The organism is Azospirillum soli (assembly GCF_017876165.1).
GTDB lineage: Bacteria > Pseudomonadota > Alphaproteobacteria > Azospirillales > Azospirillaceae > Azospirillum > Azospirillum soli.
In genome coordinates this window covers 171,034-198,001 of record NZ_JAGINQ010000009.1, presented here as the reverse complement: position 1 = coordinate 198,001, position 26,968 = coordinate 171,034, and the positions used below count along the sequence as shown (strand labels likewise).

23 protein-coding genes are annotated in these 26,968 nt (G+C 69.1%); 12 read left to right on the top strand and 11 right to left on the bottom strand.

Annotated elements, in window-relative coordinates; all coding sequences use genetic code 11:
* Positions 1–55 precede the first annotated feature (55 nt).
* Positions 56–856, top strand: coding sequence for a DUF2076 domain-containing protein (locus J2852_RS16375; protein ID WP_209877366.1), 801 nt, complete (start codon positions 56–58; stop codon positions 854–856).
* 193 nt (positions 857–1,049) lie between these two features.
* Here the strand turns inward: J2852_RS16375 and J2852_RS16370 are convergent, their stop codons facing one another.
* From J2852_RS16370 to J2852_RS16355, 4 genes are all read right to left on the bottom strand, one after another.
* Positions 1,050–1,382: a (2Fe-2S) ferredoxin domain-containing protein gene (locus tag J2852_RS16370; protein ID WP_209877364.1), complete on the bottom strand. Its 333-nt coding sequence runs from the start codon at positions 1,380–1,382 to the stop codon at positions 1,050–1,052.
* A gap of 89 nt (positions 1,383–1,471) precedes the next feature.
* Positions 1,472–2,770 carry an ergothioneine biosynthesis protein EgtB gene (gene egtB, locus J2852_RS16365; protein WP_209877362.1) on the bottom strand — a complete coding sequence of 433 codons (1,299 nt, stop codon included), beginning with the start codon at positions 2,768–2,770 and terminating at the stop codon, positions 1,472–1,474.
* Between the two features lie 163 nt (positions 2,771–2,933).
* Positions 2,934–3,482: a hypothetical protein gene (locus J2852_RS16360; protein ID WP_209877360.1), complete on the bottom strand. Its 549-nt coding sequence runs from the start codon at positions 3,480–3,482 to the stop codon at positions 2,934–2,936.
* A 143-nt stretch (positions 3,483–3,625) separates the two neighbouring features.
* Positions 3,626–6,238 (bottom strand): glycosyltransferase family 2 protein, encoded by a 2,613-nt coding sequence (locus J2852_RS16355; RefSeq protein ID WP_209877358.1) that lies wholly within the window; start codon positions 6,236–6,238, stop codon positions 3,626–3,628.
* A gap of 382 nt (positions 6,239–6,620) precedes the next feature.
* On the opposite strand from J2852_RS16355, the gene J2852_RS16350 reads away from it, so the two are divergent.
* From J2852_RS16350 to J2852_RS16340, 3 genes are all read left to right on the top strand, one after another.
* Positions 6,621–7,028: an HIT domain-containing protein gene (locus J2852_RS16350; RefSeq protein WP_209877356.1), complete on the top strand. Its 408-nt coding sequence runs from the start codon at positions 6,621–6,623 to the stop codon at positions 7,026–7,028.
* A gap of 90 nt (positions 7,029–7,118) precedes the next feature.
* Entirely contained in the window at positions 7,119–7,298 is a 180-nt protein-coding gene (locus J2852_RS16345) for a CsbD family protein (protein ID WP_209877354.1), read from the top strand.
* Positions 7,295–7,477 carry a hypothetical protein gene (locus J2852_RS16340; RefSeq protein WP_209877353.1) on the top strand — a complete coding sequence of 61 codons (183 nt, stop codon included), beginning with the start codon at positions 7,295–7,297 and terminating at the stop codon, positions 7,475–7,477. The genes J2852_RS16345 and J2852_RS16340 overlap by 4 nt, the downstream gene beginning before the upstream one ends.
* 35 nt (positions 7,478–7,512) lie before the next feature.
* On the opposite strand, the gene J2852_RS16335 is transcribed toward J2852_RS16340, so the two are convergent.
* Positions 7,513–7,989 (bottom strand): OsmC family protein, encoded by a 477-nt coding sequence (locus tag J2852_RS16335; RefSeq protein WP_209877351.1) that lies wholly within the window; start codon positions 7,987–7,989, stop codon positions 7,513–7,515.
* 110 nt (positions 7,990–8,099) lie between these two features.
* Positions 8,100–9,926: a translational GTPase TypA gene (gene typA, locus J2852_RS16330; protein ID WP_209877343.1), complete on the bottom strand. Its 1,827-nt coding sequence runs from the start codon at positions 9,924–9,926 to the stop codon at positions 8,100–8,102.
* 260 nt (positions 9,927–10,186) lie between these two features.
* Here typA and J2852_RS16325 point away from each other — a divergent pair, with 260 nt between their 5' ends.
* Both J2852_RS16325 and J2852_RS16320 read left to right on the top strand, forming a co-directional pair.
* Positions 10,187–12,103 (top strand): autotransporter assembly complex protein TamA, encoded by a 1,917-nt coding sequence (locus J2852_RS16325; protein WP_209877341.1) that lies wholly within the window; start codon positions 10,187–10,189, stop codon positions 12,101–12,103.
* A gap of 82 nt (positions 12,104–12,185) precedes the next feature.
* Positions 12,186–16,595 (top strand): translocation/assembly module TamB domain-containing protein, encoded by a 4,410-nt coding sequence (locus J2852_RS16320; RefSeq protein WP_209877339.1) that lies wholly within the window; start codon positions 12,186–12,188, stop codon positions 16,593–16,595.
* A gap of 55 nt (positions 16,596–16,650) precedes the next feature.
* Here the strand turns inward: J2852_RS16320 and J2852_RS16315 are convergent, their stop codons facing one another.
* From J2852_RS16315 to J2852_RS16300, 4 genes are all read right to left on the bottom strand, one after another.
* Positions 16,651–17,475 (bottom strand): class I SAM-dependent methyltransferase, encoded by an 825-nt coding sequence (locus tag J2852_RS16315; protein ID WP_246499714.1) that lies wholly within the window; start codon positions 17,473–17,475, stop codon positions 16,651–16,653.
* Entirely contained in the window at positions 17,472–17,783 is a 312-nt protein-coding gene (locus J2852_RS16310; RefSeq protein WP_209877337.1) for a hypothetical protein, read from the bottom strand. Before J2852_RS16310 ends, J2852_RS16315 begins: the two co-directional genes overlap by 4 nt.
* A 131-nt stretch (positions 17,784–17,914) precedes the next feature.
* Positions 17,915–18,250 carry a hypothetical protein gene (locus J2852_RS16305; RefSeq protein ID WP_209877336.1) on the bottom strand — a complete coding sequence of 112 codons (336 nt, stop codon included), beginning with the start codon at positions 18,248–18,250 and terminating at the stop codon, positions 17,915–17,917.
* Positions 18,251–18,397: 147 nt separating this feature from the next.
* Complete coding sequence (locus J2852_RS16300) at positions 18,398–19,369, bottom strand: alpha/beta fold hydrolase (protein WP_209877334.1); 972 nt, start codon at positions 19,367–19,369, stop codon at positions 18,398–18,400.
* A 264-nt stretch (positions 19,370–19,633) separates the two neighbouring features.
* Between J2852_RS16300 and J2852_RS16295 the strand changes: the two genes are divergently transcribed.
* Together J2852_RS16295 and J2852_RS16290 are read left to right on the top strand one after the other, a co-directional pair.
* A complete protein-coding gene (locus J2852_RS16295) occupies positions 19,634–20,152 on the top strand; it encodes a MarR family transcriptional regulator (RefSeq protein ID WP_209877332.1) in 519 nt (172 codons plus the stop codon).
* Positions 20,153–20,171: 19 nt separating this feature from the next.
* Positions 20,172–21,341, top strand: a complete 1,170-nt coding sequence (locus tag J2852_RS16290; protein ID WP_209877330.1) for a DUF2336 domain-containing protein — start codon at positions 20,172–20,174, stop codon at positions 21,339–21,341.
* Between the two features lie 48 nt (positions 21,342–21,389).
* Here J2852_RS16290 and J2852_RS16285 read toward each other — a convergent pair whose 3' ends face one another.
* On the bottom strand, positions 21,390–22,886 hold the full coding sequence (locus J2852_RS16285; protein ID WP_246499713.1) for a mechanosensitive ion channel family protein: 1,497 nt from the start codon (positions 22,884–22,886) through the stop codon (positions 21,390–21,392).
* A gap of 232 nt (positions 22,887–23,118) precedes the next feature.
* Here J2852_RS16285 and J2852_RS16280 point away from each other — a divergent pair, with 232 nt between their 5' ends.
* The 4 genes from J2852_RS16280 (at position 23,119) to J2852_RS16265 (ending at position 26,949) form a co-directional block, all read left to right on the top strand.
* Positions 23,119–23,541 (top strand): DUF4399 domain-containing protein, encoded by a 423-nt coding sequence (locus J2852_RS16280; protein WP_209877328.1) that lies wholly within the window; start codon positions 23,119–23,121, stop codon positions 23,539–23,541.
* A gap of 37 nt (positions 23,542–23,578) precedes the next feature.
* On the top strand, positions 23,579–24,163 hold the full coding sequence (locus tag J2852_RS16275) for a DUF4399 domain-containing protein (RefSeq protein ID WP_209877326.1): 585 nt from the start codon (positions 23,579–23,581) through the stop codon (positions 24,161–24,163).
* A 200-nt stretch (positions 24,164–24,363) separates the two neighbouring features.
* Complete coding sequence (locus tag J2852_RS16270) at positions 24,364–25,935, top strand: DUF4384 domain-containing protein (protein ID WP_209877324.1); 1,572 nt, start codon at positions 24,364–24,366, stop codon at positions 25,933–25,935.
* Between the two features lie 102 nt (positions 25,936–26,037).
* Positions 26,038–26,949, top strand: coding sequence for an OmpA family protein (locus J2852_RS16265; protein WP_209877322.1), 912 nt, complete (start codon positions 26,038–26,040; stop codon positions 26,947–26,949).
* Positions 26,950–26,968: the final 19 nt, after the last annotated feature.

Sequence of the window (26,968 nt, the reverse complement as noted above, 5' to 3'; positions counted from 1 at the left end):
ACTGGCACGCCACATCATGAGCGCGCCCCACAAAACGCGCACAGGAGACAACGGTATGACGCCCGAGGAACGCAACCTTCTTTCCGACCTGTTCCAGCACCTGCGCGAGGCCGAGGCCCAGCCGCGCGACGCGGAGGCCGAACGCTTCATCCAGCAGCTGGTGCAGAGCCAACCGACCGCGCCCTATTATCTGGCCCAGTCCGTGCTGGTGCAGCAGCAGGCGCTGACCGGCGCCCAGCAGCGCATCGAGGAGTTGGAGCGCCAGTTGAAGGAGGCGCAGTCCCGCGCGCAGCAGCAACAGCAGTCCACGACCGGTGGGGGCGGCAGCTTCCTGTCCAACGCGCTCGGCCTCGGTGGCCGCAGCCCGTGGGGCAGCCGTCCGGAGGAGCCGCGCCCGGCGGCGCCCGTCGCCCCGCAGGGGCCGGCCTACAACCCCGTGCCTCCTCCCGCCGGTGGCGGGCGTGGTCCGTGGGGGGCGGCGCCGCGGGCCGGCTACGCGCAGCCGCCGGGCTATGGGCAGCCCGGTTATCCGCAAGCCGGCTTTGGGCCTCAGGGCTATGCGCCGCGCGGCGGCGGTTTCCTGAGCGGAGCCGCGCAGACGGCGGCCGGTGTGGCCGGTGGCATGCTGGCGGCGAGCGCCATTTCCTCGATGCTCAGCCACTCGCCGGGGCCGTTCGGCGAGGCGGGGGCGAGCCAGACGGCGGCCGGCGGCGGCGAGACGACCATCAACAACTACTATGGCGAGGCCGCGCACGATCAGGGGGGTGAGCAGGATGCCCCGAACGTGCAGGACGCGGACTATCAGGCCGATGATCCCGGCTTCGACAGCGGTGGCGACGATGAGAGCTGGATTTGAGCTTGGGGCATGAAGAGCCGGCGGGGCTTTTTGCTCATCGCCCTGTGGCCCTCTGTGGTCAAGCACGTCTTCTGATCGTCATGCCCGTTTCAAGTGCGGGCATGACGGAAACGGAAAGTTCCAGGCTCCTTGGACACGGCATAGGTTGGGCCCGGAAACGTCCTCTTCCGCTCCGGGACCCTCACCGGGAACGTCAGCGCGTCGGCACCATCACGAGCCGTTCGACCGGCGTGTTGTTGACGAGGTGGGATTCGACGATCTCGTCTATGTCTTCGGGCGCTTCGGGGCGGTACCAGATGCCCTCGGGATAGACCACCATCAGCGGGCCGGCCGAGCAGAAGCCGAGGCAGCCGGTCCATGCCATGCCCACATCCATCAGGCCCTTGGCCTGAATGCGCTGGCTGAGCCGTTCCCACAGCGGGTGCGCGTTCTTGGCCGCGCAGCTGCCGCGCGGGTGGCCGGGCGGGCGCTGCTGGGCGCAGCAGAAGACATGGTGGCGGAACGGTTGGGGAAGGTCGAGGGACACGGGTGGGCTCCATATATCCATAATTTAATTATGGATATACCCGACGGCGTCCCTCGATGCCACGATTTTACAATGGTTCTAATTCACCCCTACCGGTCCTCGGCCAGCCGTATTCCCGTGAAGGACAGGCGGGCGTCCGGACGCAGATAGTGGCGGGTGGTCGGGCAGGCGTAGTCGAAGGGCGTCACGCAGCTGCCGCCGCGCAGCACCATGCGGTTGGTCATGAAGCGGCCGTGCACCGCCTCGTCCACGCCGTCCGGCTGGCGGTAGCCGGGATAGGGGGTGAAGGCGCTGCGCGTCCATTCCCACACGTCGCCGAACATTTGCCAGGGGCCTTCGCCATGGCAGGGGCTGGGGCGTGGGTGGCGGTGTCCAGTGCCCAGCAGGTTGCCCATGCTGTCGCAGCCGGACGCGATGGCCTCCCATTCGGCCTCGTCGGGCAGGCGCTTGCCGGCCCAGCGGGCGAAGGCGTCGGCCTCGTACCAGCTGAGATGGCAGACGGGCTCGGCCGGATCGAGCGGGCGCATGCCGTAAAGGGTGAAGATCTGCCACGCGCCGTCGCGCCATTCCCAATAGAGCGGCGCCTGCCAGTTCCCGGCGCGCACCGTTTCCCACCCGTCGGCCAGCCAAAGGGAACGGGTGGTGTAGCCGCCCTCCTCGATGAAGGCCAGATACTCGCCGCAGGACACCGTTTGGGAGGCGAGGCGGAAGGGGTTCAGGTAAACCTTGTGACGCGGCCCCTCATGGTCGAAGCCGGGGGGAGCGTTGGAACGGCCGACCTCCACCAGACCGCCGTCATGCTCGATCCAGCTCTGCGGCTGTGGGGTTGTGGAATAGTCCTGCGGCGGCTGTTCGTAAGCCGGGCGCAGCGGGTTGCTCCAGAAAGCATGCTTGATGTGGGTCAGCAGGCGTTCCTGGTGGCGCCGCTCGTGGGCGATGCCGACTTCGACGCGCTCAGCAATGTCATCGAGGTGCTGTTCATCGGCCCGGCCGAGCAGGTGCAGCACGGCGCCGTTGACGTGGTCGCGGTAGCGCATGACCTCCGACGCGCTCGGCCGGGACAGCAGGCGCAGGGCGGGGGAGGGCATCTGATGGCTGCCGAAGCGGTCTTCGCGGGCGGCGAACAGATGGAGGAAGGCTGGGTCGAAGGGGCGGTAGCCGGGGTTGCAGGGCACCAGGACGGTCGTTTCGAACAGCCAGGTCGTGTGGGCAAGGTGCCATTTGGCCGGCGCGCCGTCGGCGACCGATTGCACCATCAGATCTTCGGGCGACAGGGGCGCGGCCAGCTCGGCGGTGCGGCCGCGCGCCTTCTGAAAGCGTGTGGACAGCGACTGGCGCAGGGCGTCGCCGGAAAGCGGGGCTGGCGTGGCGAGATGGGAGTCGGGCACAGGGGACCTCCTCGCGGGGGCGGGACCATCCGCGGCGAAACGTGACGCCAGAGGATGAACAAAGCCATTTTGCCGCAACGCCCGGTCGACCGGGGCGGCGCATCGGAGGGAGCGGTAGACCTTAATCGCGACGCGGGAACGGGCGCCGCTTCGGACCTTGCTTTCAGACGTCCACGACCATGTGGGGGCGCAGCGCGCCGTCCAGCGTGAGGAGAAGGTGGAGGTACACCGCCACGCGGCGGGCGGTCGTCGTTCGGTGGGCGAGGCAGTTGCGCAGTTGCATGGCCAGGATCGCGTTCTCCGCCACCTCCTGCGGAGGAAGATGCGGGTGCGTCGGGGCCGCCATGTGGACGATGCGGTCGTGGTCCGCCGGATCGGGGGTGGCCGACTCGTCGAGAAGCGCCGCGGCGACGCGCGCCTCGTCCTGCACCGGCGGAGGGCCGGCGGCGGAGGGCGGCGCGCGGGAAGAGAGCTGCGCGCGGATGTTCTGCTTGATGCGCGCCTTCTGTCCGCCGTCCAGCGTGTCGATCTGGTCGATTTCGTCGAACAGGAGGTCGTAGATGCGCCGGCGCTTCTTGTTCGGCTCTTCCTGGCTGCGGCGTTCCTGCTGCGGCTGGCGGCGCTGCTGCCGGTCCGTCGCGCTTCCCATGCGCTCCACGGCGGAGGGCGAGCGGATCAGGGGTTCCGACCGGCCGATGAGTCCGTCCGTCATGACGCGCCTCCACTGTGGGAGTGTGGATTGTCAAGTGTACGGATTAAATGGCGAATGTCAAGGTGACGGTTCGCCCGCCGGGATAGCCAACGAAAAAGGCCCCGCCGGAGCGGGGCCTTTTCGCGGTTCGGTGCGGAACTTGCTCAGTCGGCGGCGCCGGCCCCCGCGACTTCGACCGGCTGCGGGCGGCGCTTGCCGAAGTTGATGTTGGGGAAGGCGTTGATCAGGGCGGTGATCAGCGCGGCCAGATAGGGCAGCGACTGCACGACCAGCAGGCCCGACCACATGAAGGCGTCGCGGTTCTCGTGGCCGAACACCATCACGATGGCCAGCGCCGCGCCCCACAGGCCGAGCAGCAGGGCGATCTCCTCCCGCGCCATCAGGAAGGCCTGCATCAGCGCCGGCTGGTTCTCGCACTTCGGCGTGCGGACGAAGGGGCGGCCGGAGGTGAAGATGCCCAGCCACATGGCGCGGCCGACCGTGTGAGTCAGCGCCATGCCGGCGACCGCCGCCCCCACCTTGTCCCAGAAGCCGCACTTCACGCGCGCCTCGTAGAGCCAGAGCGAGGCGCCGACCTTGAAGGCAAAGACGCTGAGCGTCGGGATCATGAAGACGCTGGGCGGGAACTCGAAATATTTCGGGAAGGCCAGCAGGCCGATCGACCAGACGATGCCGGCGATGCCGAAGATCATGTGGGCGGCGTCGGCGAACCAGGGCAGCCAGCCGGTGATGAAGTGATACTTCTGCCCGCCGGTCAGGCGCTTGCCGCCCGGCAGCAGGTCGCGCCAGTGGTGCTTCAGGATCTGCACAGCACCATAGGCCCAGCGGAAACGCTGCGTCTTGTAGGCCGAGAAGCTGTCGGGGACGAGGCCCTTGCCATAGCTTTCCGGCATGTAGACGGCCTCGTAGCCGTGCTCGAACAGGCGCAGGCCCAGGTCGGCGTCCTCGGTGATGCACCACTCGCCCCAGCGGCCGACGCCTTCCAGCGCCGACTTGCGGATGATGGTCATCGTGCCGTGCTGGATGATCGCGTTGCGCTCGTTCCGCTGGATCATGCCGATGTGGAAGAAGCCGGCGTATTCCCAGTTGATCATGCGCTGGAACAGGTCCTGGTCCCAGTCGCGATAGTCCTGCGGCGACTGCACGAAGCCGACCTCCGGCCGGTCGAAGTGCGGGATCGTCGCCTTCAGCCAGTCGGGGTGGACCTGATAGTCGCTGTCGATGACTGCGATGTGCTCCGCGTCCGGCGCCGTCTGGGCGAGGCCGAAGTTCAGCGCGCCGGCCTTGAAGCCCGGCCAGTTGTCCAGGTGGAAGAAGCGGAACTTGGGCCCGAGCTGCTTGCAGTACTGCTCCACCGGACGCCAGACGGCCGGGTCCTTGGTGTTGTTGTCGAGCAGCAGCACCTCGTAGTTCGGGTAGTCGAGGCGGGCCAGCGCGTCCAGCGTCTGGATGACCATGTGCGGCGGCTCGTTGTAGCAGGGCACATGGATGGAGACCTTGGGCGCGGTCGGCAGCGGGGCGGCCGAGCAGGGCTGGAACTTGCGCCGGAACCGCTCCTGCCAGACGACCTCGGTCAGCTCAAGCCCGTCGATCAGCATGACGGCGAGCAGGACGAGCTGGCAGAACAGCAGCAGGCCCCAGGCGATTTCCGTGGTGGTGGCGAGGCCGGCCGCGCTAGCCGCCGTGAACGAGAAGACCAGGACGGAGGCCACGGCCTGGATCAGGGCGCCGTAGAACAGCTGGCCGCCGAACTTTAGGTCGCCGCCGCGCCGCCACAGGAAGAACACCAGCGGCAGGAAGCCCACGCCCACGGAGATGGCGCACATGGTCGGCCAGTTCCGTACCTCGGTCACGCCGCCGATCATCGGGAACTTTGGGTTGCGCCACGCGTCCCACAGGCCCCAGCTGGTGCCGGCGGTGCCTTCGATCTCCCGCTTCCAGGGCTGGTCGAAGGCCTCCATGATGAAGTAGTCGAGCTTGTTCTGCGCCGCGACGTTCAGGAAATTGCGGATGAACTTCGCCTGGTTGACCTGGGACGCCTCGGCGCCGCGACGCCACGGGCCGTCCGCCGGCCAGCCGATTTCCGAGATCAGGATGTGCTTGTTCGGGTATTTGGTTTTCAGCTCGTTGTAGCGGAACATGGCGTAGTCGACCGCCTGGTCGACCGGCAGGCCTTCCCAGTAGGGCAGCAGATGCACGGCCATGAAGTCCACGGCGTCCACCAGTTCCGGATGCTCAAGCCAGACGTGCCACGGCTCGGCGGTGGAGACCGGGACGTTGACCTTCTTCTTCACGCGCTTGATGTAGTCGATGGCCTGCGGGACGGTGACGTCGGCGCGCAGGATCGCTTCGTTGCCGACCAGCACGCGGCGCACGTTGTTGTTGTCGCGGGCCAGCTTGATGAGGCCATTGATCTCCGGCTCGTCCACCTCCGGCTTGCCCATGATCCAGGCGCCGGCGGTGACGGGCAGGCCGTACTTGCGCGCGATGGGCACCGTCTGCTCGGAGCCGTCGGTGGTGGAGTAGATGCGCACGCCCTTCACCGCCTTCTCGATGGCGGCGAGATCCTTCTCGATGTCCTCGGGCGAGGCGCGGTCGCCCTTGGACGGGCTCTTGTCCGGGTGGAAGGGGGTGTAGCCGACGCCGCTGACGGCGCCGCCCCACGACCGCTCCGCGACCGGACGGTTCCACAGCGCCCACACCCCGATGTTGCCGAGGATCACCAGAAGAAGAACCGCAATCGCCGACTTGCGCATGACAGTCTTTCTTTTTCCCGCACTTCGTGCCGCCGGAACGGCCGTATCCGCCCCGGTTGCCTTGCCTCTGACTTCCTTCGACGGCGCACAGGCGGCAACGCCGCCCCGACACCATCTTCGGACCGAAACCCTTGCACCACCCTGACAGCTGGACGTGTGTGTCCCGTCGCAAAACCGCTCGCGCCGGCCTTTGTTGGCTCACGACGAGCGGCGAGCGCAACGATCCTTCCGACAGCGGCGGACTTCTTTGTAAAACTCCGCCCGATCGAATAAAGATCGCAGCGCACTTTATACATTTTTCTTCGTCCCGCAACCAGCGCTTCGGGAAACACATGAGCCCTGCGTTTATTCCCGAAGGCAAAAGACACATCAGGGGGTGACCGTGTTCCATCTGCACGAGCGTCTGGAGGCCGATACGGCGCCGGTGGCCGAGCTTGGGCTATGCCGCGTGCTGCTGATGGACAATCGGGTCTGGCCCTGGCTGATCCTGGTGCCGGCGCGGCCCGCCCTGACCGAGATTCACCAGCTGCCGCAGGCCGACCAGCACCGGCTGATGGACGAGATTTCGCTGGCGTCCCAGGTGTTTGAGAGGCTGTTCCGGCCGGACAAGATCAACGTTGGGGCGCTCGGCAACATGGTGCCGCAGCTGCACGTTCACGTCATCGCGCGGACCAAGGGGGACCCCGCCTGGCCGGGGCCGGTGTGGGGATCGGGCTTCGCGGAACGGTATGGGGCGGCGGAGCGGGATGTGCTGGTCGCGCGGGTCCGCGCGGCACTGAACCAAAAATAGGGCGGGAAATAGGGGCAGGCTGCTCCGTGAGTTTTGCGTTCCATCCCTGTTGTGTGGGGCGAGGAGTAAAACAAGCACGGAGATGCCGCCATGAACACCGACCGCATCGTGGGTTCCGGGAAGGAAGTGAAGGGCGAGATCAAGAAGCAGGCCGGCGATCTGACCAACGATCCGAACCTGGAAGCCGAAGGCCGCGCCGACAAGGCGGAAGGCAAAATCGACAAGTTCGTCGGCAAGGTGAAGGATTTCATCCGGGGCGACCGGCGATGACGCCGCAAAACGACGGAGGCCGCAAGGGCGACGCTCCGTCCGAGAGCGCCCAGCGGATCGAGGACAAGCTCGTCGAGGAGACCGGTGAAGCGTCCGGCAACCCGGACAAGCCGGTGCAGGAGAAGTTCGATGAGCTGGGCGAGAAGCCCGAGATCAAGAAGAAGAGCTTGAGAGAGTAGAAACAGCCCCTCTCCCGCTTCGGGGGAGGGGTTTTCTACGCCTCCACCGCGATCCGCGCTTCGACCCGCACCGGGAAGTTCACGGAATTGGCGATGAAGCACTTCTCGTGGGCGTCGTGGTGCAGGGCTTCGGCCTTGGCAAGGTCGCTGCCGGGGGCGAGGGTTACCTGCGGGCGCAGGATCACTTCGGTGAAGCGGCCGCCACCGCTGGAGTCCTCGGCCATGGTGCCGGCGGCGGAGTCGGTGTAGGCGGTCACGACGATGCCGCCGGTGCCGCACAGGTGCAGATACCACAGCATGTGGCACGCGGAGAGCGAGGCCACGAGCATGTCTTCGGGATTGTAGCGGGAGGGATCGCCGCGAAAGGCCGGGTCGGAGGTGCCGGGAATGGTCGGCTTGCCGGGCCCTGTGATGTCGTGGTCGCGGCTGTAGGCCTTGTAGCCTGATGTTCCGGTGCCCTGGTTGCCGGTCCAGGTCACGGTCGTGCTGTAGTGGTGTTCACGCCCCGCCATGGCTCCCTCCCTTTTGGAAAAGGATAGCCGGCCAAGCTCAGGGTTCCAAGGGCCTTCCGGCCCGTGGCCGGGGAGCGCGAGGGGCCGGGAAGGCCCCTCGCTTTTCCGTCTTAGCTCGCCTCGGCGGCGCGGGCGTGGCGCTTGCGCTCGTTCGGGTCGAGGTAGCGCTTGCGCAGGCGGATGGACTTGGGCGTCACCTCCACCAGCTCGTCGTCGCCGATGTAGGACAGGGCGCGCTCCAGCGTCATCTGGATCGGCGGGGTCAGGCGGACCGCCTCATCCTTGCTGGTGGTGCGGATGTTGGTCAGCTGCTTGCCCTTGATGACGTTGACCTCAAGGTCGTTGCCGCGGGTGTGCTCGCCGATGATCATGCCCTGATAGACCGGAACGCCCGGATCGATCAGCATCGGGCCGCGATCCTCCAGGTTCCACAGCGCGTAGGCCACGGCGGTGCCGTCGCTGTTGGAGATCAGGACGCCGGTGCGCCGGCCGGCGATGGTGCCCTTGTAGGGGGCATAGCCGTGGAACAGCCGGTTCATGATGCCGGTGCCGCGCGTGTCGGTCAGGAACTCGCCCTGGTAACCGATCAGGCCGCGCGACGGGGCGTGGAAGACGATGCGGGTCTTGCCGCCGCCCGACGGGCGCATCTCGACGAGATCGGCCTTGCGCTCGGCCATCTTCTGCACGACGGTGCCGGAGAACTCCTCGTCCACGTCGACGACGACTTCCTCGATCGGCTCCAGGCGCTGGCCGTTCAGCGGGTCGGTCTTGAACAGCACGCGGGGACGGCTGATGGCCAGCTCGTAGCCCTCGCGGCGCATGGTCTCGATCAGGATGCCGAGCTGGAGTTCGCCACGGCCCGCCACCTCGAAGGCGTCGCCGCCCTCGGTGTCGCTGACGCGCAGCGCCACGTTGCCTTCCGCCTCGCGCATCAGGCGGTCGCGGATCATGCGGCTGGTGACCTTGTCGCCCTCGCGGCCGGCCAGCGGGCTGTCGTTGACCGAGAAGGTCATCGCCAGGGTCGGCGGATCGATCGGCTGGGCGGCCAGCGGCTCGGCGACGTCCGTCGCGCAGATGGTGTCGGCGACGGTGGTGGTGGTCAGGCCGGCCAGCGCGACGATGTCGCCGGCGTGCGCCTCGTCAACCGGAACGCGCTCCAGGCCGCGGAAGGCCAGCACCTTGCTGATGCGGGCGTTCTCGATCAGCTTGCCGTCGCGGCTCAGCGACTTGACGGCCATGTTGACCTTGACGCTGCCGGTCTGGATGCGGCCGGTCAGGATGCGGCCCAGGTACGGGTTCGCTTCCAGCGTGGTGGCCAGCATGCGGAAGGGCGCGTCCTCCTCGACCTTCGGGGCCGGGACGTGGTCGCGGATCAGCTCGAACAGCGGGGTCAGCGTCTCGCGGGGGCCGTTGTCCAGGTCCGTGGTCGCCCAGCCGTTGCGGCCCGAGGCGAACAGGGTCGGGAAATCGAGCTGCTCGTTGCTGGCGTCCAGCGAGGCGAACAGGTCGAACACCTCGTCGTGCACCTCGTGCGGACGGCCGTCGGGGCGGTCCACCTTGTTGATGACGACGATGGGGCGCAGGCCGAGCTTCAGCGCCTTGCCGAGCACGAACTTGGTCTGCGGCAGCGGGCCTTCCGCCGCGTCGCAGAGCAGGACGACGCCGTCCACCATGGTCAGGATGCGCTCGACCTCGCCGCCGAAGTCGGCGTGGCCCGGCGTGTCCACGATGTTGATGCGCAGGTCGTTCCACAGGACCGAGGTGCACTTGGCCAGGATGGTGATGCCGCGCTCGCGCTCCAGATCGTTGGAGTCCATGGCGCGTTCGGCGACCTGCTGGTTCTCGCGGAAGGAACCAGCCTGCTTCAGGAGCTGATCGACCAGGGTGGTCTTCCCGTGGTCAACGTGCGCGATGATGGCGACGTTACGAAGATTCATGTGTGGTGCTCGGGGCTTTCGTCTCGCTGTGCCGCCCCGACACCGCGGCGCATCTGCCGCGCGCAACAAAAAACGCCCGCCGAGAGTGACTTCGGAGGGCTCTGCCGGGGGAACTGGTGCAGCGCAATATAATGATTCAGCGGGCAAACGCAAGTGGCGAGACGACGTTCGGCCTATAACGAGTTTCAGGGGCGGTGTCGGTGGGGGTGCGACAGCCGCGCCAGTGGTTTCTTTTTTCGCACACCCCACATGGACGGACGATGATCTGCCACGCCTCCGCTTCCCGCATCGCCGTCCTGCTGCTGGCCGTAGCGCTCGCCCCGGTGCCCCTGGGCGCCGTCCGCGCGCAGGAGCCGCCGGAGATCGCGCCCCCCGAAACAACGCCGCCCGAAACAACGCCGCCCGAGGCCGCTCCGGCCGAGAGCCGGCTTCCCTACGAGGTGGAGATCACCGGGGTTGAGGATTCCACGCTGCGGGACCTGCTGCGGGACACCTCGACGCTGGTGAGCCTGAAGGACGACCCGCCGCCTTCGCTGCTGGGGCTGGAGCGGCGGGCCGACGATGACCGGGAGCGGTTGCAGACGGCGCTGCGGTCGGCGGGCTACTACGACGCCACGCTCGATGTCCGAATCGATGCGGAGCGGCAGCCGGCCAAGGTGACCGTGGCGGTGCAGCCGGGGCCGGAATACCGGTTCAGGACGGTGACCATCCGCACGGAGAACGGCGTGCCGCTGCCGGGTGCGCCGATCACCGCCGACGAATTGGGGCTGAAGGCCGGGGACCGCGCGCGGGCGCCGCAGGTGGTCGATGCGCAGGGCGGCCTGCTGCGGCGGATGGGGGAGCGCGGGCACCCCTTCGCCAAGGTGGCGGAGCGACGCGTCGTGGTGGACCACACCGACCGCGGCATGGACGTGACCTTCACGGTCGATCCGGGACCCTTGGTGGAGTTCGGGGAAACCCGCATCGAGGGCTTGAAGGACGTGGACGAGGCCCTGATCCGTGGCCGCCTGCCGTGGCGCGAGGGGCAGGTCTACGACCCGGCGCTGCTGGAGCGGGCGCGCCAGCAGATCGCCCAACTGGATGTGTTCGACACGGTGCGCGTCCGGTTGGCCGAGCAGCCGGGGCCGGGCGGCGTCACGCCGGTGACCGTCAGCCTTGCGGAGCGGCTGCCGCGCTTCATCGGGGCGAGTACCTTCTATTCGTCGGAAGACGGGCTGGGCGGTTCGGCCTACTGGGGCCACCGCAACCTGTTCGGCGGGGCGGAGCGGCTGCGGCTGGGGGTGGAGGTCGGGCGCATCGGCGGCGACACCGGGAGTTCCTCCAACCGCGACAGTCTGGATTTGCCGGACCTGCGCTTTTCGGTGAACTTCCGCAAGCCGGACTTCCTGGCGGTGCGGCAGTCGCTGCTGCTGAATTTCGAGGTGGTGTCCGACCAGCCGCCGGCCTACGACCGCGTCGCGACGGAGCTGACGGCGACGCTGGAGCGGCAGGTGACCGACCAGTTGAAGATTTCCTACGGCGTCACCGGGCAGCGCGGGCGGGTGCGCACCAACCTGCGCGACTATCAGACCGCGCTGATCGGCGTGCCGCTGGGCGCCGCGTGGGACGGGTCGGACAATCTGCTGAACCCGACCAAGGGCTACCGCGCCTCCCTTCAGGTCACGCCGTGGTTCCCCATCGGCGGCGACACGGACACTCAGTTCACGTCGGTGCAGGTCAACGGGTCGGCCTACCGCGACCTGTCGGGCGACGGGCGGTATGTGGCGGCGGGGCGGATCGGGGTGGGCAGCACGCTGGGCGCCACGCTGGACCAGATCCCGCCGGACCGCCGATTCTACGCAGGCGGCGGCGGGTCGGTGCGGGGCTTCGGCTTCCAGAAGGCGGGGCCGCGCGACGTGTTCGGCGATCCAACCGGCGGGCGGTCGCTGTTCGAGGCGGGGCTGGAGCTGCGCATCAAGGTGACGGACACCATCGGGGTGGTGCCGTTCGTGGACGCGGGCACGGTGTACGACAGCACCTTTCCGGACTTCAGCCAGCCCTTGCGGGTGGGCGCCGGCATCGGCGCGCGCTACTACACCGACTTCGGTCCGCTGCGGGTGGACGTGGGCTTTCCGCTCAACCCCGAGAGCGGGGACGCGCGTTGGCAGCTGTATCTGAGTTTGGGGCAGGCGTTTTGAGGCTCTTATTTGGCACTTGGCGCGGGACCCCTCTCTCTATTTCCCGTTATGCCAGGGGTGGAGTACCGCAACGGGGTGAGTGGTGAAGGGGCTTCGTCGTCTGGTCCTGGTGTTGTTCGGCCTGATCGTCCTGACGGGCGCGGCTTTTGCCGCCGACACCGAGGGCGGTGGTTGGGGGCCGGCGAACGCGGTGCGCCGCTGGATCGCCGATACCATCGAGAAATCCGTCTCCGGCCCTGACCTTCAGGTGAAGATCGGCACGCTGAGCGGGGCGGTGCCGTTCGACTTCACCGTGTCCGACATCACCGTCGCCGACCGCGAGGGCATCTGGCTGCGCCTGGAGCGGGTGCACATGAACCTGGCTCCGACCGCGCTGCTGCGGGGGCAGGCCAAGGCCGACGTGGTGGAGGCGGCGCGCGTGATCGTGGAGCGGGCACCGGCGCCGTCCGAGACCCCGCCGGAACCGCAGCAGGGGCCGACCTCCCTGCTGCCGGACCTGCCGGTGGGCGTGGCGGTGGGACGGCTGGCGCTGGACGAACTGCGGCTGGCCGAGCCTCTGCTGGGGCAGGCGGCGGTTCTGAAGGTCGAAGGGTCGCTGGACCTCGCGTCGGGCGGGTCGTCGCTGGACGCGCACCTGACCGTGAACCGCATCGACGAGCAGCCGGGGCAGGTGGCGCTCGACGCGACCTTCAACCCCGACGACAAGCGGCTGGACCTCACTCTGAAGGCGTCGGAGCCGGCGGGCGGCGTCATCGCCCGCGCGCTGGCAATCCCCGGACTGCCGCCGGTTAACGTGGCTCTGGACGGCAAGGGGTCTCTGGACGACTGGAACGGCACGCTGACGGCGGTCGCCGAGAACGCCGCGCGCCTCGACGCCGAAGCCGCCGTGCGGGCGGTGCCGGAGGGGCACGCGGTGACGCTGACCGCCGGGGGCGATGTCGCGGCCCTGCTGGGTGATCCGGTGGCGCCGCTGGTCGGGCCGCAGCCGGTGCTGAAAGGCACGGTGCTGGTCGCGCCGGGCGGTGCCCTGACGCTGCGCCCGGTGACGGTCGAGGCCGCCGCCGGGACGGCGACGCTGACCGGCACGGTGGGGGCGGACCGGCGCAGCCTCGCCCTGCGCTGGGAGGTGGCGGCGGGACCGGAATCGGCCCTGCATGGCCTCGCCCCGGACATCGCGTGGCGGGAAGGCGTGGTGACCGGCAGCGCGGAAGGCACGCTGGACGCGCTGACCGTCGCGCTGGAAGGCGTCGTCCGCGACCTCGCGGCGAACGATCCGGCGCTGGCCGCCGTGACCGGGCCGGAGGTGCGGCTGGACGGCAAGGCGCAGGTCGCCGTGGGCGAGGGGCGCGTGCAACTGGACGGGCTGACCCTGACCACGGCGGCGGCGCGGGCCACCGCGCAGGGCACGGCCGCCGACTGGGGGCAGACGGCCGACATGGCGGTGACGCTGACGGCGGACGACCTGTCGCGGCTGTCGGGGCTCGCCGGACGGCCGCTCGGCGGGGCGGCGACGCTGGGCGGGCCGGTGCGCCGGACGCAGGACGGCACCCTGACGGCGGAACTGAGCGGCGCGCTTCGGGGGCTGGACACCGGCACCCCGGCGGACGCGGTGTTGGGCGACGCGGCGACGCTGGGCGCCCGGCTGGTGATGGAGCCGGGCGGGGCGATGCGGCTTCAGGATTTGGCGGTGGACGGCGGCAACGGCCGGCTGGTCGGCGCCGCCGCCCTGGTCGATGGCCGGGTCGAGGCGAACACGCGACTGGAGGTCGCCGACCTTGCCCCGGTCGGCGCGGCGGCCGGCACGCCGATGCAAGGCGGGCTGGCGCTGGACGCCACGGCAAAGGGGCCGCTGGACGCGCTGGAGGCGGAAGCCCGGCTGAACGCCCGCGATCTGGTGGTGCAGGGCCGGCGCTTCGGCGCGACGGAACTGACCGCGACGGCGGCGGGCCTGCCGGCCGAGCCGAAGGGGCGGGTGACGGCGCGCACCCATCTGGCCGGCGCCGGCCTGTCGGTGGACGGCGGCTATGCGCTGACCGGGCAGGTCCTGCAACTGAATGAACTGGCCGTGGCGAGCGGGCCGAACCGGGTCACCGGGGCGGTGCGGGTGGCGCTGGACGCGATGACCGCGACCGGGCGGCTTGAGGGCAACCTGCCGCAGCTGAAGACCTTCTCGGAACTGGCCGGGGTGCCGCTGGACGGGGCGGCGGGCTTCACGGTGGCGCTCGACGCTCCGAACGGGAAGCAGGCGGCGGTGCTGAAGGCCGACGCCAGTAACCTGCGGGTCGAGGGGGACGGGGCGCCGCTGCTGGCCGCCCGCCGCCTGACCGCGACGGCGGACGTGGCCGACGCGCTGGGCAGCGCCAGCGGCAAGGCGCGGGTGGAGCTTCAGGACGGGGCGGCGGCGGGCAACGACCTGTCGCGCGTCACGGCGAGCGTGGACGGCAACCTTGCCAAAGCCTCCTTCCGGGCCGACGCGGCGGGCGCCGGACGCGACCCGCTGGCGCTGGAACTGGCCGGGACCTTCGCGCAGGAAGGGGACCTCAACCGCGTCCGGCTGGAGCGGATGCAGGGGCGCTATTCCGGCGAATCCTTCCGTCTGGCGGGGCCGGCGACCATCGCGCTGGGCGACCGGCGCTACGAGGTATCGGGGTTGCAGCTGGTCAGCGGGACGGCGCGGCTGGTCGCCGACCTCGGCTTGAAGGGCGACGCGCTGTCCGGTGAGTTGCGGCTGGATCAGGTGCCGATGGCGCTGGCCCGGCTGGCCGATCCGACGCTGCGGCTGGACGGCACGCTGAACGCGCAGGCGACGCTGGGCGGCACCGTGCGGAAGCCGCGCGCCGACGCCACGGTGCGCGTCGCCAACCTCAGGGCGCAGCAGACCACGCAGGCCGGCGTTCCGGGCATCGACGCCACCCTCAACGCGCAGTGGCGGGACGAGCGGGTGTCGGTCAACGGCAACGCGGCCACGCGGAACGGGGGCGGCGGGCGGCTGAACCTGACGGCCGGGGCGCCGCTGGTCATGAACGCCGAGACCTTCGCCGTGTCGGTGCCGGAGAAGGGACGGCTGGAGGCGGCGGTCAACGGCACCATCGACGCCTCTCTGGCGAACGACCTGCTGGCGGCGTCCGGCGATCGGGCGCAGGGGACCCTGCGGCTGGACATGAACGTGGGCGGGACGGTCGGCGCGCCGCAATTGGGCGGCACTGTGGCGCTGAACAACGCGCGGTACGAGAACCGCGCGTCGGGCGCGATCATCAGCAACATCGACGCGCGCATCGTCGGCGAAGGCGACGTCTTCACCATCCAGTCCTTCACCGCGCGAACGGCGAACGGCGGCGCGGTGGGTGCGCGCGGCGTCATCCGGCCGGCGGCGACGGACGCGCGGCAGCTCGACATCCAGATCCAGGCGGACAACGCGCGGCTGGTGCAGAACGATCTGGCGACGGCGACGCTCGGCGCGTCGCTGACCCTCACCGGCACCTTCACCAACCCCGTGCTGGCCGGGCCGGTGCGGTTGGAGCGGGTGGACGTGCAGATCCCCAACCAGACGCCGCCCAACGTGGTCGATCTGAAGGTGGTCGAAGTCGGCGGCGGGCGCCCCGCCGTTCAGACCGCCTCCCAAACCGCGCCGAAGTCGGTGGTGGCCCAAAAGCCGGCAGCCCAGAAGCCGACTCAGAAGGCGAATGGGCGGAAGGGCAACACGAAGACCGTCCGCAACGCGAGCGTCAGCAACGCCGTCGCCACGCCGGACGCTCCGCCGCCCGAACCCCCGCCCTTCGCGCTGGGGCTGAACCTGACGGTGGGCGCGCAGAACCAGATTTTCGTGCGCGGGCGCGGGCTGGAGGCGGAGTTCAGCGGCCAACTGGCCGTCACCGGCACGGCAAACCAGCCCGTGGTGGCCGGGCGGCTGACCATGATCAAGGGCAAGCTCGACCTGCTCGCCAAATCCTTCGTCTTCAAGCGCGGCATTATCGAGTTCGACGGCGGGCCGGAGATCGACCCGCGCCTGGATCTGCTGGCGGAGGCGACCGCCAACAACATCACGGCGCAGGTCGTGATCACCGGCACCGCCCGCCAGCCGAAGCTGGAGCTGACCTCGCCCCAGGGACTGCCGCAGGACGAGGTGCTGGCCGGCGTGCTGTTCGGCAAATCCGTCGCCAACCTGGGCGCGGCGGAGGCGGTGCAGCTTGCCCAGTCGGCGGCGACGCTGGCGGGCTTCGGCGGTGGGGGCGGTGGATTGCTCGACCGTGTGCGGCGCGGGCTGGGCGTGGACCGGCTGGACTTCACCACCGGCGAGAACGGCCGCGGTGGAGCGGTCGAGGCCGGGCGCTACGTCAGCGACCGCGTTTATGTCGGCGTGGAGCAAGGCATCGGCGCGAACCAGAGCCGCGCCACCGTGGAGGTGGACATCACCAAGAACATCAAGGCGGAAGCTGACGTCGGCGCCGACGCGGAAACCCGGCTGGGTGTGAAGTGGGAGATGAACTACTGACGCGCTCTCCATTCCCTCTCCTAACCCCGGTGGGAGAGGGAATGGAGTAGGGAGTTCAGGCCGTTCCGACCACGATCCGTACGTGGGCGGGCAGCGGGATCACGTCGCCGGACGCGCGTTCCTCGAAACGGCTGACGATGTCGGCTTCCAGCGCGCCGCGCCGGGCGGCGTCGAGGCCGTGCAGGCGGTGGCCGAAGCTCATGTCCAGGGTGGCGCGCCAGAAGGGCTGGCCCTTGGGAGCCTTGCGGACCGGGGTGATGTCCGTTTCGGTCGCCTCGCGGAAGCCGGCGGCGCGCATGGCCTCGGCAAGCCCGCCCGGTTCGGCGAAGCGGAACAGCGGAGCGAGGCTGCCGTCCTCGCCGAGCGTCGCCGCGACCGCCGCGTTCACCACCTCGAACAGCGCGTTGCCGTTGCGCGGACCCCAGACCATGAAGGCCGCCTTGCCGCCGGGGCGCAGGACGCGGCGCACCTCGGCCAGGGCTCCGACCACGTCGGGCACGAACATGATGCCGAAGCGGCAGGTGATCCCGTCGAAGCAGCCGTCCGGGAAGGGCAGGGCGGTCATGTCGGCGGCGGTGAAGGCGGGGCGCCCGTCCGGCAACTCGGCGGCGCGACGCACGGCGCCGGCCATCATGCCGGGGACGAGGTCGCTGCCGACCACCAGACCGGAAGACCCGACGCGCCGCGCCGCGCTCAGGGCCGGTTCCCCGGCACCCGACGCGAGGTCGAGGATGCGCGTGCCGGCCGTCACGCCCGCCGCGTCCAGCAAGGGCTGGTTCAGCTTGTCGGCCAGATCGGCCATGGGGTCGGCCCAGCGGTCCCAGGCGTCGGCGCTGGCGGTCCAGCGCGCCCGTTCGTCAATCGTGGTGGCGGTCGTCAATGCAGGAGCTTCGCGGTTCCGGAGGGGCGGGGGGAGGCGTCCGCGTCGCCCAATCGTTCACCCAAAGCGGTCAACTGCCCGGCCAGCTTGCGGTTGGCGTCGGTCAGCAGCTCGATGCGCGCCTGCGCCGCCTGCTGCTGGGCGTTCAGGGACGCAACCGTCTCCGCGAGCTTGCGGATCTGCTGCGCCTGCCGGGCCGAGCCTTCGTTCAGGCTGTGGCGGATCGATCCGACGGCCGCCAGCACCACGATGCTGATGGTCACGCCGGCCGCGATGGTGACGATGGAAAGCGCGGTGAGCCAGTCCATGGAGGCCGAGCATCCGCCGAAACGGCGGGCTGGTCAAGCATGGCCGGAAACCCAGAGCTGCAAGCGGCAAAAAGGAAGAGGCCCGGCCGTGGGGCCGAGCCTCTTCCCGAAAAAGACCTTGCGGGCCGCTTTTACAGGACCGTGTCGTCCACCGGACGGGCGGCCTTGGCGCGCATGTCCTTCAGGTGGTCGCCGAAGGCGCGCAGGACCGGCATGATGCGCTGCATCTGCTCGCCGGTCACGTGGGCGTCCGTCTTCAGGACGATGGTCGGGGCCTCCGACATCAGGCGCTTGGCGCGCATCGGGCCGACCTTGTCATCCATGAACATGGACAGGCCCATGAGGATGCCGAGCGTCACATCGTCGGGAGCCTTGGGCAGAGCCAGCACGTCGTGCAGCTCGTTGAGGAGGGTGTAAGCGACGATGGAGGTGCGTTCGATGGTATCAACGTCGGCGGCCATGGACATCGGTCAGAATCCTTGAGGCGCTGAAGGTGTGCGTTCTGACCGAACGTTAGCCCTGGGTTCGTAACCAAACTGTTAACCATCGCTCATCCGAGTCGCATCGAGTCGTTTTTTTCGAGTCGCAACCTCCAGTCCCCGACACCCCCCGATTTAGCCTACCGGGACGGCCGTGGGGGTCTCCACGGTCAAGGCCCGTTCCACCCGATCGATGGCGGCAAGCACCGCGTCGGGCCGCGCGTGGTGCGGCATATGGCCCGTTCCGGCCAGCCGGTGCAGCGTCGATCCCTGGATGTCGTGGTGCAGGCGCACGGCGTGGTCCTGCGGGTTGACGATGCGGTCCTCCTGCCCGGCGACGATGGCGACGGGGCAGCGGATTTCCGGATAACGCGGGGACAGCTCGACCGCGCTGGGGATCAGCGCCGCGAGCTGCGCGGCGGCGGCCTCCAACTGCGTCGGGCGCAGCAGCAGGTCGGGCGGAATGTCCGCGTAGTAAGGCGGCACCGGGTTCGGCTCAAAAATGCGGCGCATCAGCGGCGGCAGAAGCAGGCGGTCCACCGGCTGGAGGATCGTGCGGCTCATCACTTGGCCGGCAACCGGAATGGCCGGCCCCATGAAGGGGATGAAGTCGGCGCGCGGCGTCGGGTAGGCGTAGCCGGACACGAACACCACCCCGCCGACCTCGTCCGGGTAGTTCAGCGCCCAAGCCAAGGCGACGATCCCGCCCAGCGAGTGGCCGAGGATGATCGGACGCTCCAAACCCAGCGCGCGGACGCCGGCGCGCAGAATGGCCGCCTGCTCCGCCGCGCCATAAGCGCCGGGCGGCTGCTCGCTGTAGCCGTGGCCCGGGCGGTCGAAGGCGATGCAGCGCCGGTGGCGCGCGGCCTGGTCGAGGATGCTGAGCGACCAGTCCTCGGCCAGGATGCCGTTTCCGTGCAGGAACACGACGGGACGGCCATCGGCCTTGTTCGCGGGGCCACGGTCGAGATAGTGCAGCCGCACGCCGTCGGCGTCCACGAACCGGCCGCGGGGCGGGTGGTCGCGTTCGACCCGCGCGGTGCGGCGGGTGGTGTCGAGCCACAGGCCGGCCAGCAGGCCGGCGGCGAGAGCCAATCCGTTGCGCATCAGCGAGCCCTCCGTTCCATAACGTTTTCGGGGCGGGACGGGCGGATGGCGGCTGGCATGGGCAGCTCCTTCGGCGGTGCAAAACAGGTACCCCGTTGCAAACGCCAGGGAGCGAAACCGGTTCCCCACAGCGCGGACGGCATGTCTCAACATTGTTTCGACAAATTCGAATAAAATATTTTCATTCTCGGTTCGGAGGGAGGGATACCCCCTTCGGTTCGGAACCCATTCGTTGAAGTGCATTCGAAAAGCGGGAGCAGCCCCATGAGCGCCGCCATGAAACAATCCCCGAGCGAGCCCGAGCGGATCAACCGCGCCGCCGTGCCGGCGGTCTACACCGACCTTGGCCGCATCATCGAGAGCATGACCCGCCGCTTCCTCGACGTGCTGCGCATGGAATTGGCGCGCATCGGCGTCGATGACCTCAGCCCCAGCCAAGCCTTGATGCTGGTCAACATCGGCAACGAGGAACTGTCGGTGCGCGACCTGCTGGAGCGCGGCTACTATCTGGGCTCCAACGCGTCCTACAACCTGAAGCACCTTGTCGAGGCGGGCTACGTGGATCGCTCGGCCTCGCAGCGCGACCGGCGCACGGCGCGGCTGCGCCTGTCGGAGCGCGGGCTGAAGCTGTGCGAGGCGCTGAAATCGCTGGAGGCCGTGCGGGCCGAGACTCTGGTGCGCAACGACACGGAAGCCGCGGATTTCGAGACGACCTACCGGACGCTGCGCCGGATGGAACGGGCGTGGAGCGATCTTATCCGCTACGATACTCCGGAGTTCTGATCCGAAAAGCGGCTCGTCCATGGCCACGCGCTCTCTCACCCAGCAGGACGTGCAGCGTCTGCTGACCGCACCCGACGCCCAGGCGCGCATCGACACCATGACCCATCTGGTGCGCGACCTGGAATCCGGCGAGCTGGGCGAGGCCGAGCGTAGGCTCGCGCTGGAGATCCTGCAACGCTTCGCCGCCGACGCGGTGACCGCCGTGCGCGAGGCGGTGGCGTGGCAGATCCACAATTCCACCCTGCTGACCGAGGATCTGGCCGAACGGCTGGCCCGCGACGTGGACCGGGTGGCTTTCCCGATCCTGCGCCACGCAGACCGGCTGAGCGAAGGGCTGCTGCTGGAAATCCTGACCGAGCAGCGGGCGGCCAAGCAGCTGGCCATCGCCGGGCGCAAGCGCCTGTCGCCCGCCCTGTCCACCGCCCTGGTGCAGACGGGCAACGTCATCGTCATCACAGAGTTGTTGCGCAACCGGGGTGCCGTTATTCCGGAACCAGCGCTGACCGAGGTGCTGGACCGCTTCGGCGCGGTCGCCCCGGTGAACGAGGCGATGGCCGCGCGGCCCGACCTGTCCGCCGCCGTGGTCGAAAAGCTGATCCTCTTCGTGTCGGAGGAAATCCGGGCGCGGCTGATCCGCACTCACCGGCTAAGCCCCCGGTTGATCGGGCAGCTGGTGGAGCGGGCGCGCGAGGCGGCGACTCTGCTGCTGCTGAAGCCGCTGACGCGGGGCGAGGCCGATGTGGAATTGCTGGCCCGGCATCTGCTGATCCGGGGCCGGCTGACCTCGGCGCTGCTGTTCCGGGCACTGTGCGCGGGGGAGATCGCGCTGTTCACGGCGGGGATTGCGGTGCGGGCGGGGCTGCCGGTGGAGAACGCCCGCAAGCTGGCCTGGGACGGCGGCCCGCGCGGGCTGAAGGCGCTGTTCGCCAAGGCCGGCCTGTCCAACAATCTGATGAAACCCTTCCGCGTCGCCATCGCGGTGGCAAAGGCCATGGGCTACGCTGGCGGCGACAGTGGACGCGAGCGGTATCAGGCCGAGGTGATCGCCACCCTGTTCGATGCCTGCGCCGGCAGCGAGGAGCGGGAGATCGACGACCTGTTGCTGCAACTGTTCGACCAGACCTCGGCCGAGGTGATCGAGCGCGCCATGGAACAGGCCGGCGTGCCGTTCCTGCCGGTGGGGACGTGAGCAAATTTTCCCCTCTCCCGCCGGGGGCGGGAGAGGGGATTCGGGTTCTCACAATTTAAAAAACGCCCGCAACCGTGCCAGCAGGTCGTGGTCTGTGGCGGCCGGCGTGGCGGTGGCGGGCGTGCTGGCGCGGCGGTGGGCGTCGTTGCGGCGCTGGCGCAGGCCCATCAGGTCGGCCAGACGCGCCGCCAGCTCCGGACGGCGGCGCAGCACGGGGTCGAGCGCTTCCTTGTCCAGCTCGTAGACCACGGCATCGGTGTTGGCGATGACCGAGGCGCTGCGCGGCTGGCCGGTCAGCAGGGACATCTCCCCGAACACGTCGCCCGGCCCCATGTGGTCGAGCAGGATCGTCCGCCCGCCGAAGGCGCCGCGCACGTCCAGCGCCCCCTCCGCGACCAGGAAGAGGGAGGTGCCGAGTTCGTCCTGGCGGACCACGGCCTCGCCGGCCGGGACGTGGCGGACGTGCATGCCGGCGGCGAGTTCGACGACCTCATCCTCCCGGAAGGCGGCGAACAGGTCCACCTTGGACAACAGGGCTTGACCCAACTCCTCCGACGCTTGGAGGGGTTGGGCGGGGCGGGGGCGGCGCAGTTCCTGCTTGGGGCGGGCGGGCTCCAGGCCGGCGCGGGTGAGGTGCTCCAGGATCGCGGAGGCCACGGCGTCGCGGCCGGAGGCCAGATGCGCGTAGTCGGGCACCCAGAAGCGCGCCTGATAGGTGACGCCGTTCAGGGTGACGGACTCCACGACCACGTCGGGGCGCGGCTCGGCCGGGATGCTGTCGCAGCAGACGATGGCCGACAGAAGGATGCGCTTGGCCCGCGCCACCGGCACCTCCGGGTCGAGAGTCACGGTGAGGGTGGCGCGGAAGCCGGTGCCCGGCTGGCTGAAGTTCACGATGCGGCTTCCGGCCGCCAGCCCGTTGGGGACCACCAGCGCCGTGCCTTCGAGCGTGATCAGGCGGGTGGCGCGCCAGTTGATCTCGTCCACCCGTCCGGTGAGGCCGGGGGCAAGCTCGATCCAGTCGCCGATGCGGTAGGGATGCTCGATGTTCAGCGCGATGCCGGAGAAGATGTCGGCGATCATGTTGCGCAACGCGAAGCCCAGTACCGCGATGAGCACACCGGAGGTTGCGAGCAGCCCAGTCACTGGCTGGCCCAGCACGAAGGCCAGGATCCCCAGCACCGCCAGCCCGTAGAGGAAGGCGCGCAGCAGGTCGGTCAGCAGCCGGGGGATCGGCACGGCGCGCACGCTCCGCGCCATGACCACGTCGATGACCCGCGATCCCGCCCAGGCGGCGCCCAGCCACGCCGTGGCCGCCAGCACGGCCACCACGCCCTCGGCCGTCATCCTACCGGCGAACGGCGCGATGTGGTCGGTCAGCCAGGGGCGGTGCGCGACCCCGGCAAGCGCCGCAAGCGTCAGCGCGGCCGGCGCCAGCAGATGGCGCAGGACCGGGCGTGGCGCCACCCCCATTGTGCCAATGTTGGCCGTGCCGGCGTTGGTCGTGCCAAGGGTGCGGTGCGCGAAACGGGACGAGTCGGGCATTGCGTGGGCGGAACCTCCCACCTCCGACCATCGCACCGGCGACGGCCCGGTCAAGCCCGCAAAGGAATAGGGTAGGAACTGTGTCATTTGCCGCAAAGTGAGGGGGGAGAGTCCCTCCGCGCCAACTCAAATAATCGGCGGTGCGGGGGAGAAAGGATGAGGTGCGAAAAACCCCGATCCCTGCGCCTCGACAGGGCATAAAATCGGTCCTTCAAAATCAATGGGGGGGATTATGCAACGTGTCGCCATGATTGTGGCGGCCGCGCTTCTCCTGTTGCCCGGAGCAGCACTGGCCGAGCGGGAAAAGGCCCCGGACGGGGCGCGTGCCTACATCATGTGGCCGCCCAACGGCGCGGTGATCCCCGGCGGCAAGCTTTGGGTCCGCATGGGCCTTCAGAACATGGGCGTCGCCCCCGCCGGCATCCGCAAGGAACAGACCGGCCACCATCACCTGCTGGTGGACAGCGAGCTGGTGAACCTCGACGAGCCGATCCCCAACACCAAGCAATCCCTTCATTTCGGCGGTGGACAGACGGAGGTCCGGCTGGAGCTGCCGCCCGGCAAGCACACGATCCAGATGGTCGTCGGCGACGCCGACCACGTGCCGCACGACCCGCCGATCATGTCGAACAAGGTCACCATCACCGTTCCTTGAAGCCACCGTTCCTTGAAGCCCGAGGGGGGAGGACGTCATGACACGCATAGCCGCGACGCTGCTGGGCACCGTCGGCCTCGGTCTTCTGCTGGTCGCCGGACCGGCGTCGGCGCAGTCGTCGCCGGAAGCCGACCCGGTCAACACGCCGCTGCCCAACAGCCAGAACACGCCCCAACCGTCGTCGCCGACGCACGAGCACGAGAGCACGCCGGAACCGGGCGTCGTCCCGACCGGGCGCGTGAAGGCGCCGGCCAACGTCTACCTCTACATCGGCTGGCCCAACAACGGCGAGACGGTGCAGGGCCGCTTCAAGGTCTGGTTCGGGCTGCGCAATTTCGGCGTGGCGCCGGCCGGGGTGAAGAAGGACAACACCGGCCACCATCACCTGATCGTGGACGCCGACCTGCCGCCGATGGACGAGCCGATCCCGAACAACAAGAACTACCTGCATTTCGGCAAGGGCCAGACGGAAACGTACCTGGAACTGCCGCCCGGCAAGCACACGCTGCAACTGCTCATGGGCGATCAGGACCATATCCCGCACGACCCGCCGATCATGTCGAAGAAGATCACGATCACGGTGCGACCCGGTGGGGACAGCACCAAGGTTTCGGTCCGGTGAGGTTTTCGATCCGCTGAGATTTTCGATCCACTGACCGGGGGTGGGGCGGCCTTCTCCTCTTCGGGGGTAACGCCTCTCCTCCGGAGCCATGCAGGCCGCGCGGAAGTTCCGTTCGGGAACAGCCGTTCCGGTCCAATAATCGCACAAACGACAATCATGCATGCAGGGAGTTCGCCATGGTGTGCGCTCGGCGGCGGATCATGCCGCATCGGCTGAACCCGAGTGGGTTGATCCCGAAGGCGCTGGCCGCCGCGTCGGTCCTGCTGCTGGGGGCCTGCGTGACGTCGGGCGAAAAGGCGACGGTGGTGCAGCAGCCCAAGACCCCGGCGGTGCGCACCGTCTCCAGCTTCACCGAGGCGTTGCGCTGCATGGACACGCTGATGTGGAACCATGGCAAGCGCGACATCTTCATCACGTCGAACGGCATCCCCGACGCCACCGGCAAGGTGGCCGGCGGCACCAAGGAAATGCTGATCACCGCCGTGTCCCGCATGTCGGAGCGGTCGAGCGCCTTCCGCTTCGTGGATTTCGAACCGACGCTGGACGACGTGAACGCGTTGTACTGGATGATCGGCGTGCAGCCGAACTTCCGCGCGCCGTCCTACTACATCCGCGGCGCCATCACGCAGCTGGACGACAATGTGGTGAGCGAGGCGGCGAGTGCCGGCATCTCCCTGCCGACCGTCGATCTCGGCATCTCCGCCGATCAGGTGATGTCGGTCATCTCGGTCGACCTGAACATCGGCGAACTGGCGACCCGCCAGATCATCCCCGGCCTGTCGGCGAGCAACTCGCTCGCCGTCGTCTCATCGGGCAAGGGCGCCGACGCGGGCGCGGTGGTCGGCAAGGCCGGCCTGTCCTTCAACGTCTCGCTCAACAAGTCCGAAGGGCTGCACCAGGCGGTGCGGACGCTGGTCGAACTCAGCACCATCGAGGTGCTGGGCAAGATGACCCGAACCCCCTACTGGCAATGCCTGGGTATCGACCAGACCAACCCGACCTTCACCGCCCAGGCGCGGGACTGGTTCGACGGCATGGCGCCGTCGCAGCGCGTGGCCTACGTTCAGCGCGTGCTGGCGGCGGAAGGCTACTATCAGGGATCGGACACCGGGCAACTCGACGAGAGCACGCGCGATGCGGTGTCCCGTTATCAGGCTGACCACGATCTGATCGCCACCGGCCGCATCGACTTCGACCTGTACCAGCGCATGCTGGCCCAGCCCTCCGGCCGCGCCGGGCAGACCGCACGCATCCAGTCGGTCTCCAACGCGGGTGGGGAGGGGCTGCCGCGCGCTGCTCCCCCGACGGGCGCGGCAGCCTCGCCTGACATCGTCCTGACCTCCGAACGGGGGCCGCAGCCCCGATACCGCGTGGGCGAGGCGCTGGTGGTGCGCGTGCAGCCGACGGCGGACGGCTTCGTCTATTGCTACTACCAGGACGCCGGCGGGTCGGTCGCGCGCATCTTCCCGAACCGCTTCCAGCCCGACGCCTTCCTCCAAGCCAACCAGCAGGCCGAGGTGCCGCCGGGTGCGCAGAAGCCCTTCAACCTGCGCATGGACCGCCCCGGTGCGGCCGAGACCATCGCCTGCGTCGTCGCCCGCGACGAGATCGGCACGCGCATCCCCGAGCGGTACAAGACGGAAGATCTTCAGCCGATCCCCGGCGCCTCTCTGGCCGACGTGCTGGGCGCCTACGGCAGCATCCAGGGGACGAGCGTCAAGTCCAAGCAGATGAGGGTGCAGGTGATGCCGGCGGTGTCGGCCATGCGGTGAAGAATCGACGGCGAGGTGTTGGCCGGCTCACAGCGGGGCACCGGTGGACAGGGGTAGACAGGGGGCATGACCATCCAACGACCTTTCCTTAGGAGGGCTCCGATGTCCAAGACCAGTCTTCGTCTCCTGAGCCGCGTGGCGCTGCCCGTACTGGCCGTCGCCTGCGCCGGGCCGGCGCTGGCGCAGACCGTGGAGGGCTTGGGCAATTCCAAGGTCATGATGTTCGAGCGCCCGCCGACCGTGGACGAACTGCGCGACGTGGTCGGGACGCCGCAAGCCCCTACCGCAGGGCAGGAGCAGCCGAAGATCCGCACCCGCAGCATCGAGATCATCGGCAGCGGCGTCGGCAGTGCCCAGCGCCCGCGCCCGACCGAGCCGGCCAACTACGGCGGCGCGCCGACCCCGGCGCCGCCCGCCATGGCCCAGCCGAGTTATTCCCAGCCGAACTATTCCCAGCCGAACTATTCCCAGCCCGCTTACACCCAGCCTCCGCAGGCGCAGCCTGAACCGGCGCCCCAGCCCCGGCCGAAGCGCCAGCCCATCCAGGAAGCGGCGGCCCCGCCGGCAGCCCCTCTGCCCACGGCGACGCCGCGTCCGACGCAGCGGCAGTCCGCCGCGCAGCCCGCCACCATGCAGACCGGCCCGGCGGCGGAATCCGCGATGCAGGGGCAACAGCAGCAGCCGAACGCCTTCGGCTTCCGCATCAACTTCCCCTTCAACTCCGCCGAAATTCCGCGCGACTTCTACGCCTACATCGACGCGGTCGGCGGGCTGATGTCGCAGGATCCCTCGCTTCGCCTCGTCATCGAGGGGCACACCGACGCCATCGGCGGCGACCAGTACAACCTCGTCCTGTCGGAGCGCCGCGCCGTGTCGGTCGGCGAGTATCTGGTGCGCATGCACCATGTGGAGCCGCAGCGCATCGCCATCGCCGGCATGGGCGAGGCTCAGCCGCTGACCCCCGATCCCAACGACAGCCGCAACCGGCGCGTCGAGTTCAAGCCCGTCCGCTGACGGGGTTTGGAAGGAGACG

Coding starts and splice junctions, on each gene's coding strand:
- J2852_RS16290 (WP_209877330.1), top strand. CDS start 20,172: ATGGCCACGCGCTCTCTCACCCAGCAGGACGTGCAGCGTCTGCTGACC.
- J2852_RS16335 (WP_209877351.1), bottom strand. CDS start 7,989: ATGGCGGGGCGTGAACACCACTACAGCACGACCGTGACCTGGACCGGC.
- typA (WP_209877343.1), bottom strand. CDS start 9,926: ATGAATCTTCGTAACGTCGCCATCATCGCGCACGTTGACCACGGGAAG.
- J2852_RS16280 (WP_209877328.1), top strand. CDS start 23,119: ATGCAACGTGTCGCCATGATTGTGGCGGCCGCGCTTCTCCTGTTGCCC.
- J2852_RS16305 (WP_209877336.1), bottom strand. CDS start 18,250: ATGTCCATGGCCGCCGACGTTGATACCATCGAACGCACCTCCATCGTC.
- J2852_RS16345 (WP_209877354.1), top strand. CDS start 7,119: ATGAACACCGACCGCATCGTGGGTTCCGGGAAGGAAGTGAAGGGCGAG.
- J2852_RS16270 (WP_209877324.1), top strand. CDS start 24,364: ATGCCGCATCGGCTGAACCCGAGTGGGTTGATCCCGAAGGCGCTGGCC.
- J2852_RS16300 (WP_209877334.1), bottom strand. CDS start 19,369: ATGCGCAACGGATTGGCTCTCGCCGCCGGCCTGCTGGCCGGCCTGTGG.
- J2852_RS16265 (WP_209877322.1), top strand. CDS start 26,038: ATGTCCAAGACCAGTCTTCGTCTCCTGAGCCGCGTGGCGCTGCCCGTA.
- J2852_RS16310 (WP_209877337.1), bottom strand. CDS start 17,783: ATGGACTGGCTCACCGCGCTTTCCATCGTCACCATCGCGGCCGGCGTG.
- J2852_RS16340 (WP_209877353.1), top strand. CDS start 7,295: ATGACGCCGCAAAACGACGGAGGCCGCAAGGGCGACGCTCCGTCCGAG.
- J2852_RS16360 (WP_209877360.1), bottom strand. CDS start 3,482: ATGACGGACGGACTCATCGGCCGGTCGGAACCCCTGATCCGCTCGCCC.
- J2852_RS16295 (WP_209877332.1), top strand. CDS start 19,634: ATGAGCGCCGCCATGAAACAATCCCCGAGCGAGCCCGAGCGGATCAAC.
- J2852_RS16355 (WP_209877358.1), bottom strand. CDS start 6,238: ATGCGCAAGTCGGCGATTGCGGTTCTTCTTCTGGTGATCCTCGGCAAC.
- J2852_RS16285 (WP_246499713.1), bottom strand. CDS start 22,886: ATGCCCGACTCGTCCCGTTTCGCGCACCGCACCCTTGGCACGACCAAC.
- J2852_RS16325 (WP_209877341.1), top strand. CDS start 10,187: ATGATCTGCCACGCCTCCGCTTCCCGCATCGCCGTCCTGCTGCTGGCC.
- J2852_RS16275 (WP_209877326.1), top strand. CDS start 23,579: ATGACACGCATAGCCGCGACGCTGCTGGGCACCGTCGGCCTCGGTCTT.
- J2852_RS16375 (WP_209877366.1), top strand. CDS start 56: ATGACGCCCGAGGAACGCAACCTTCTTTCCGACCTGTTCCAGCACCTG.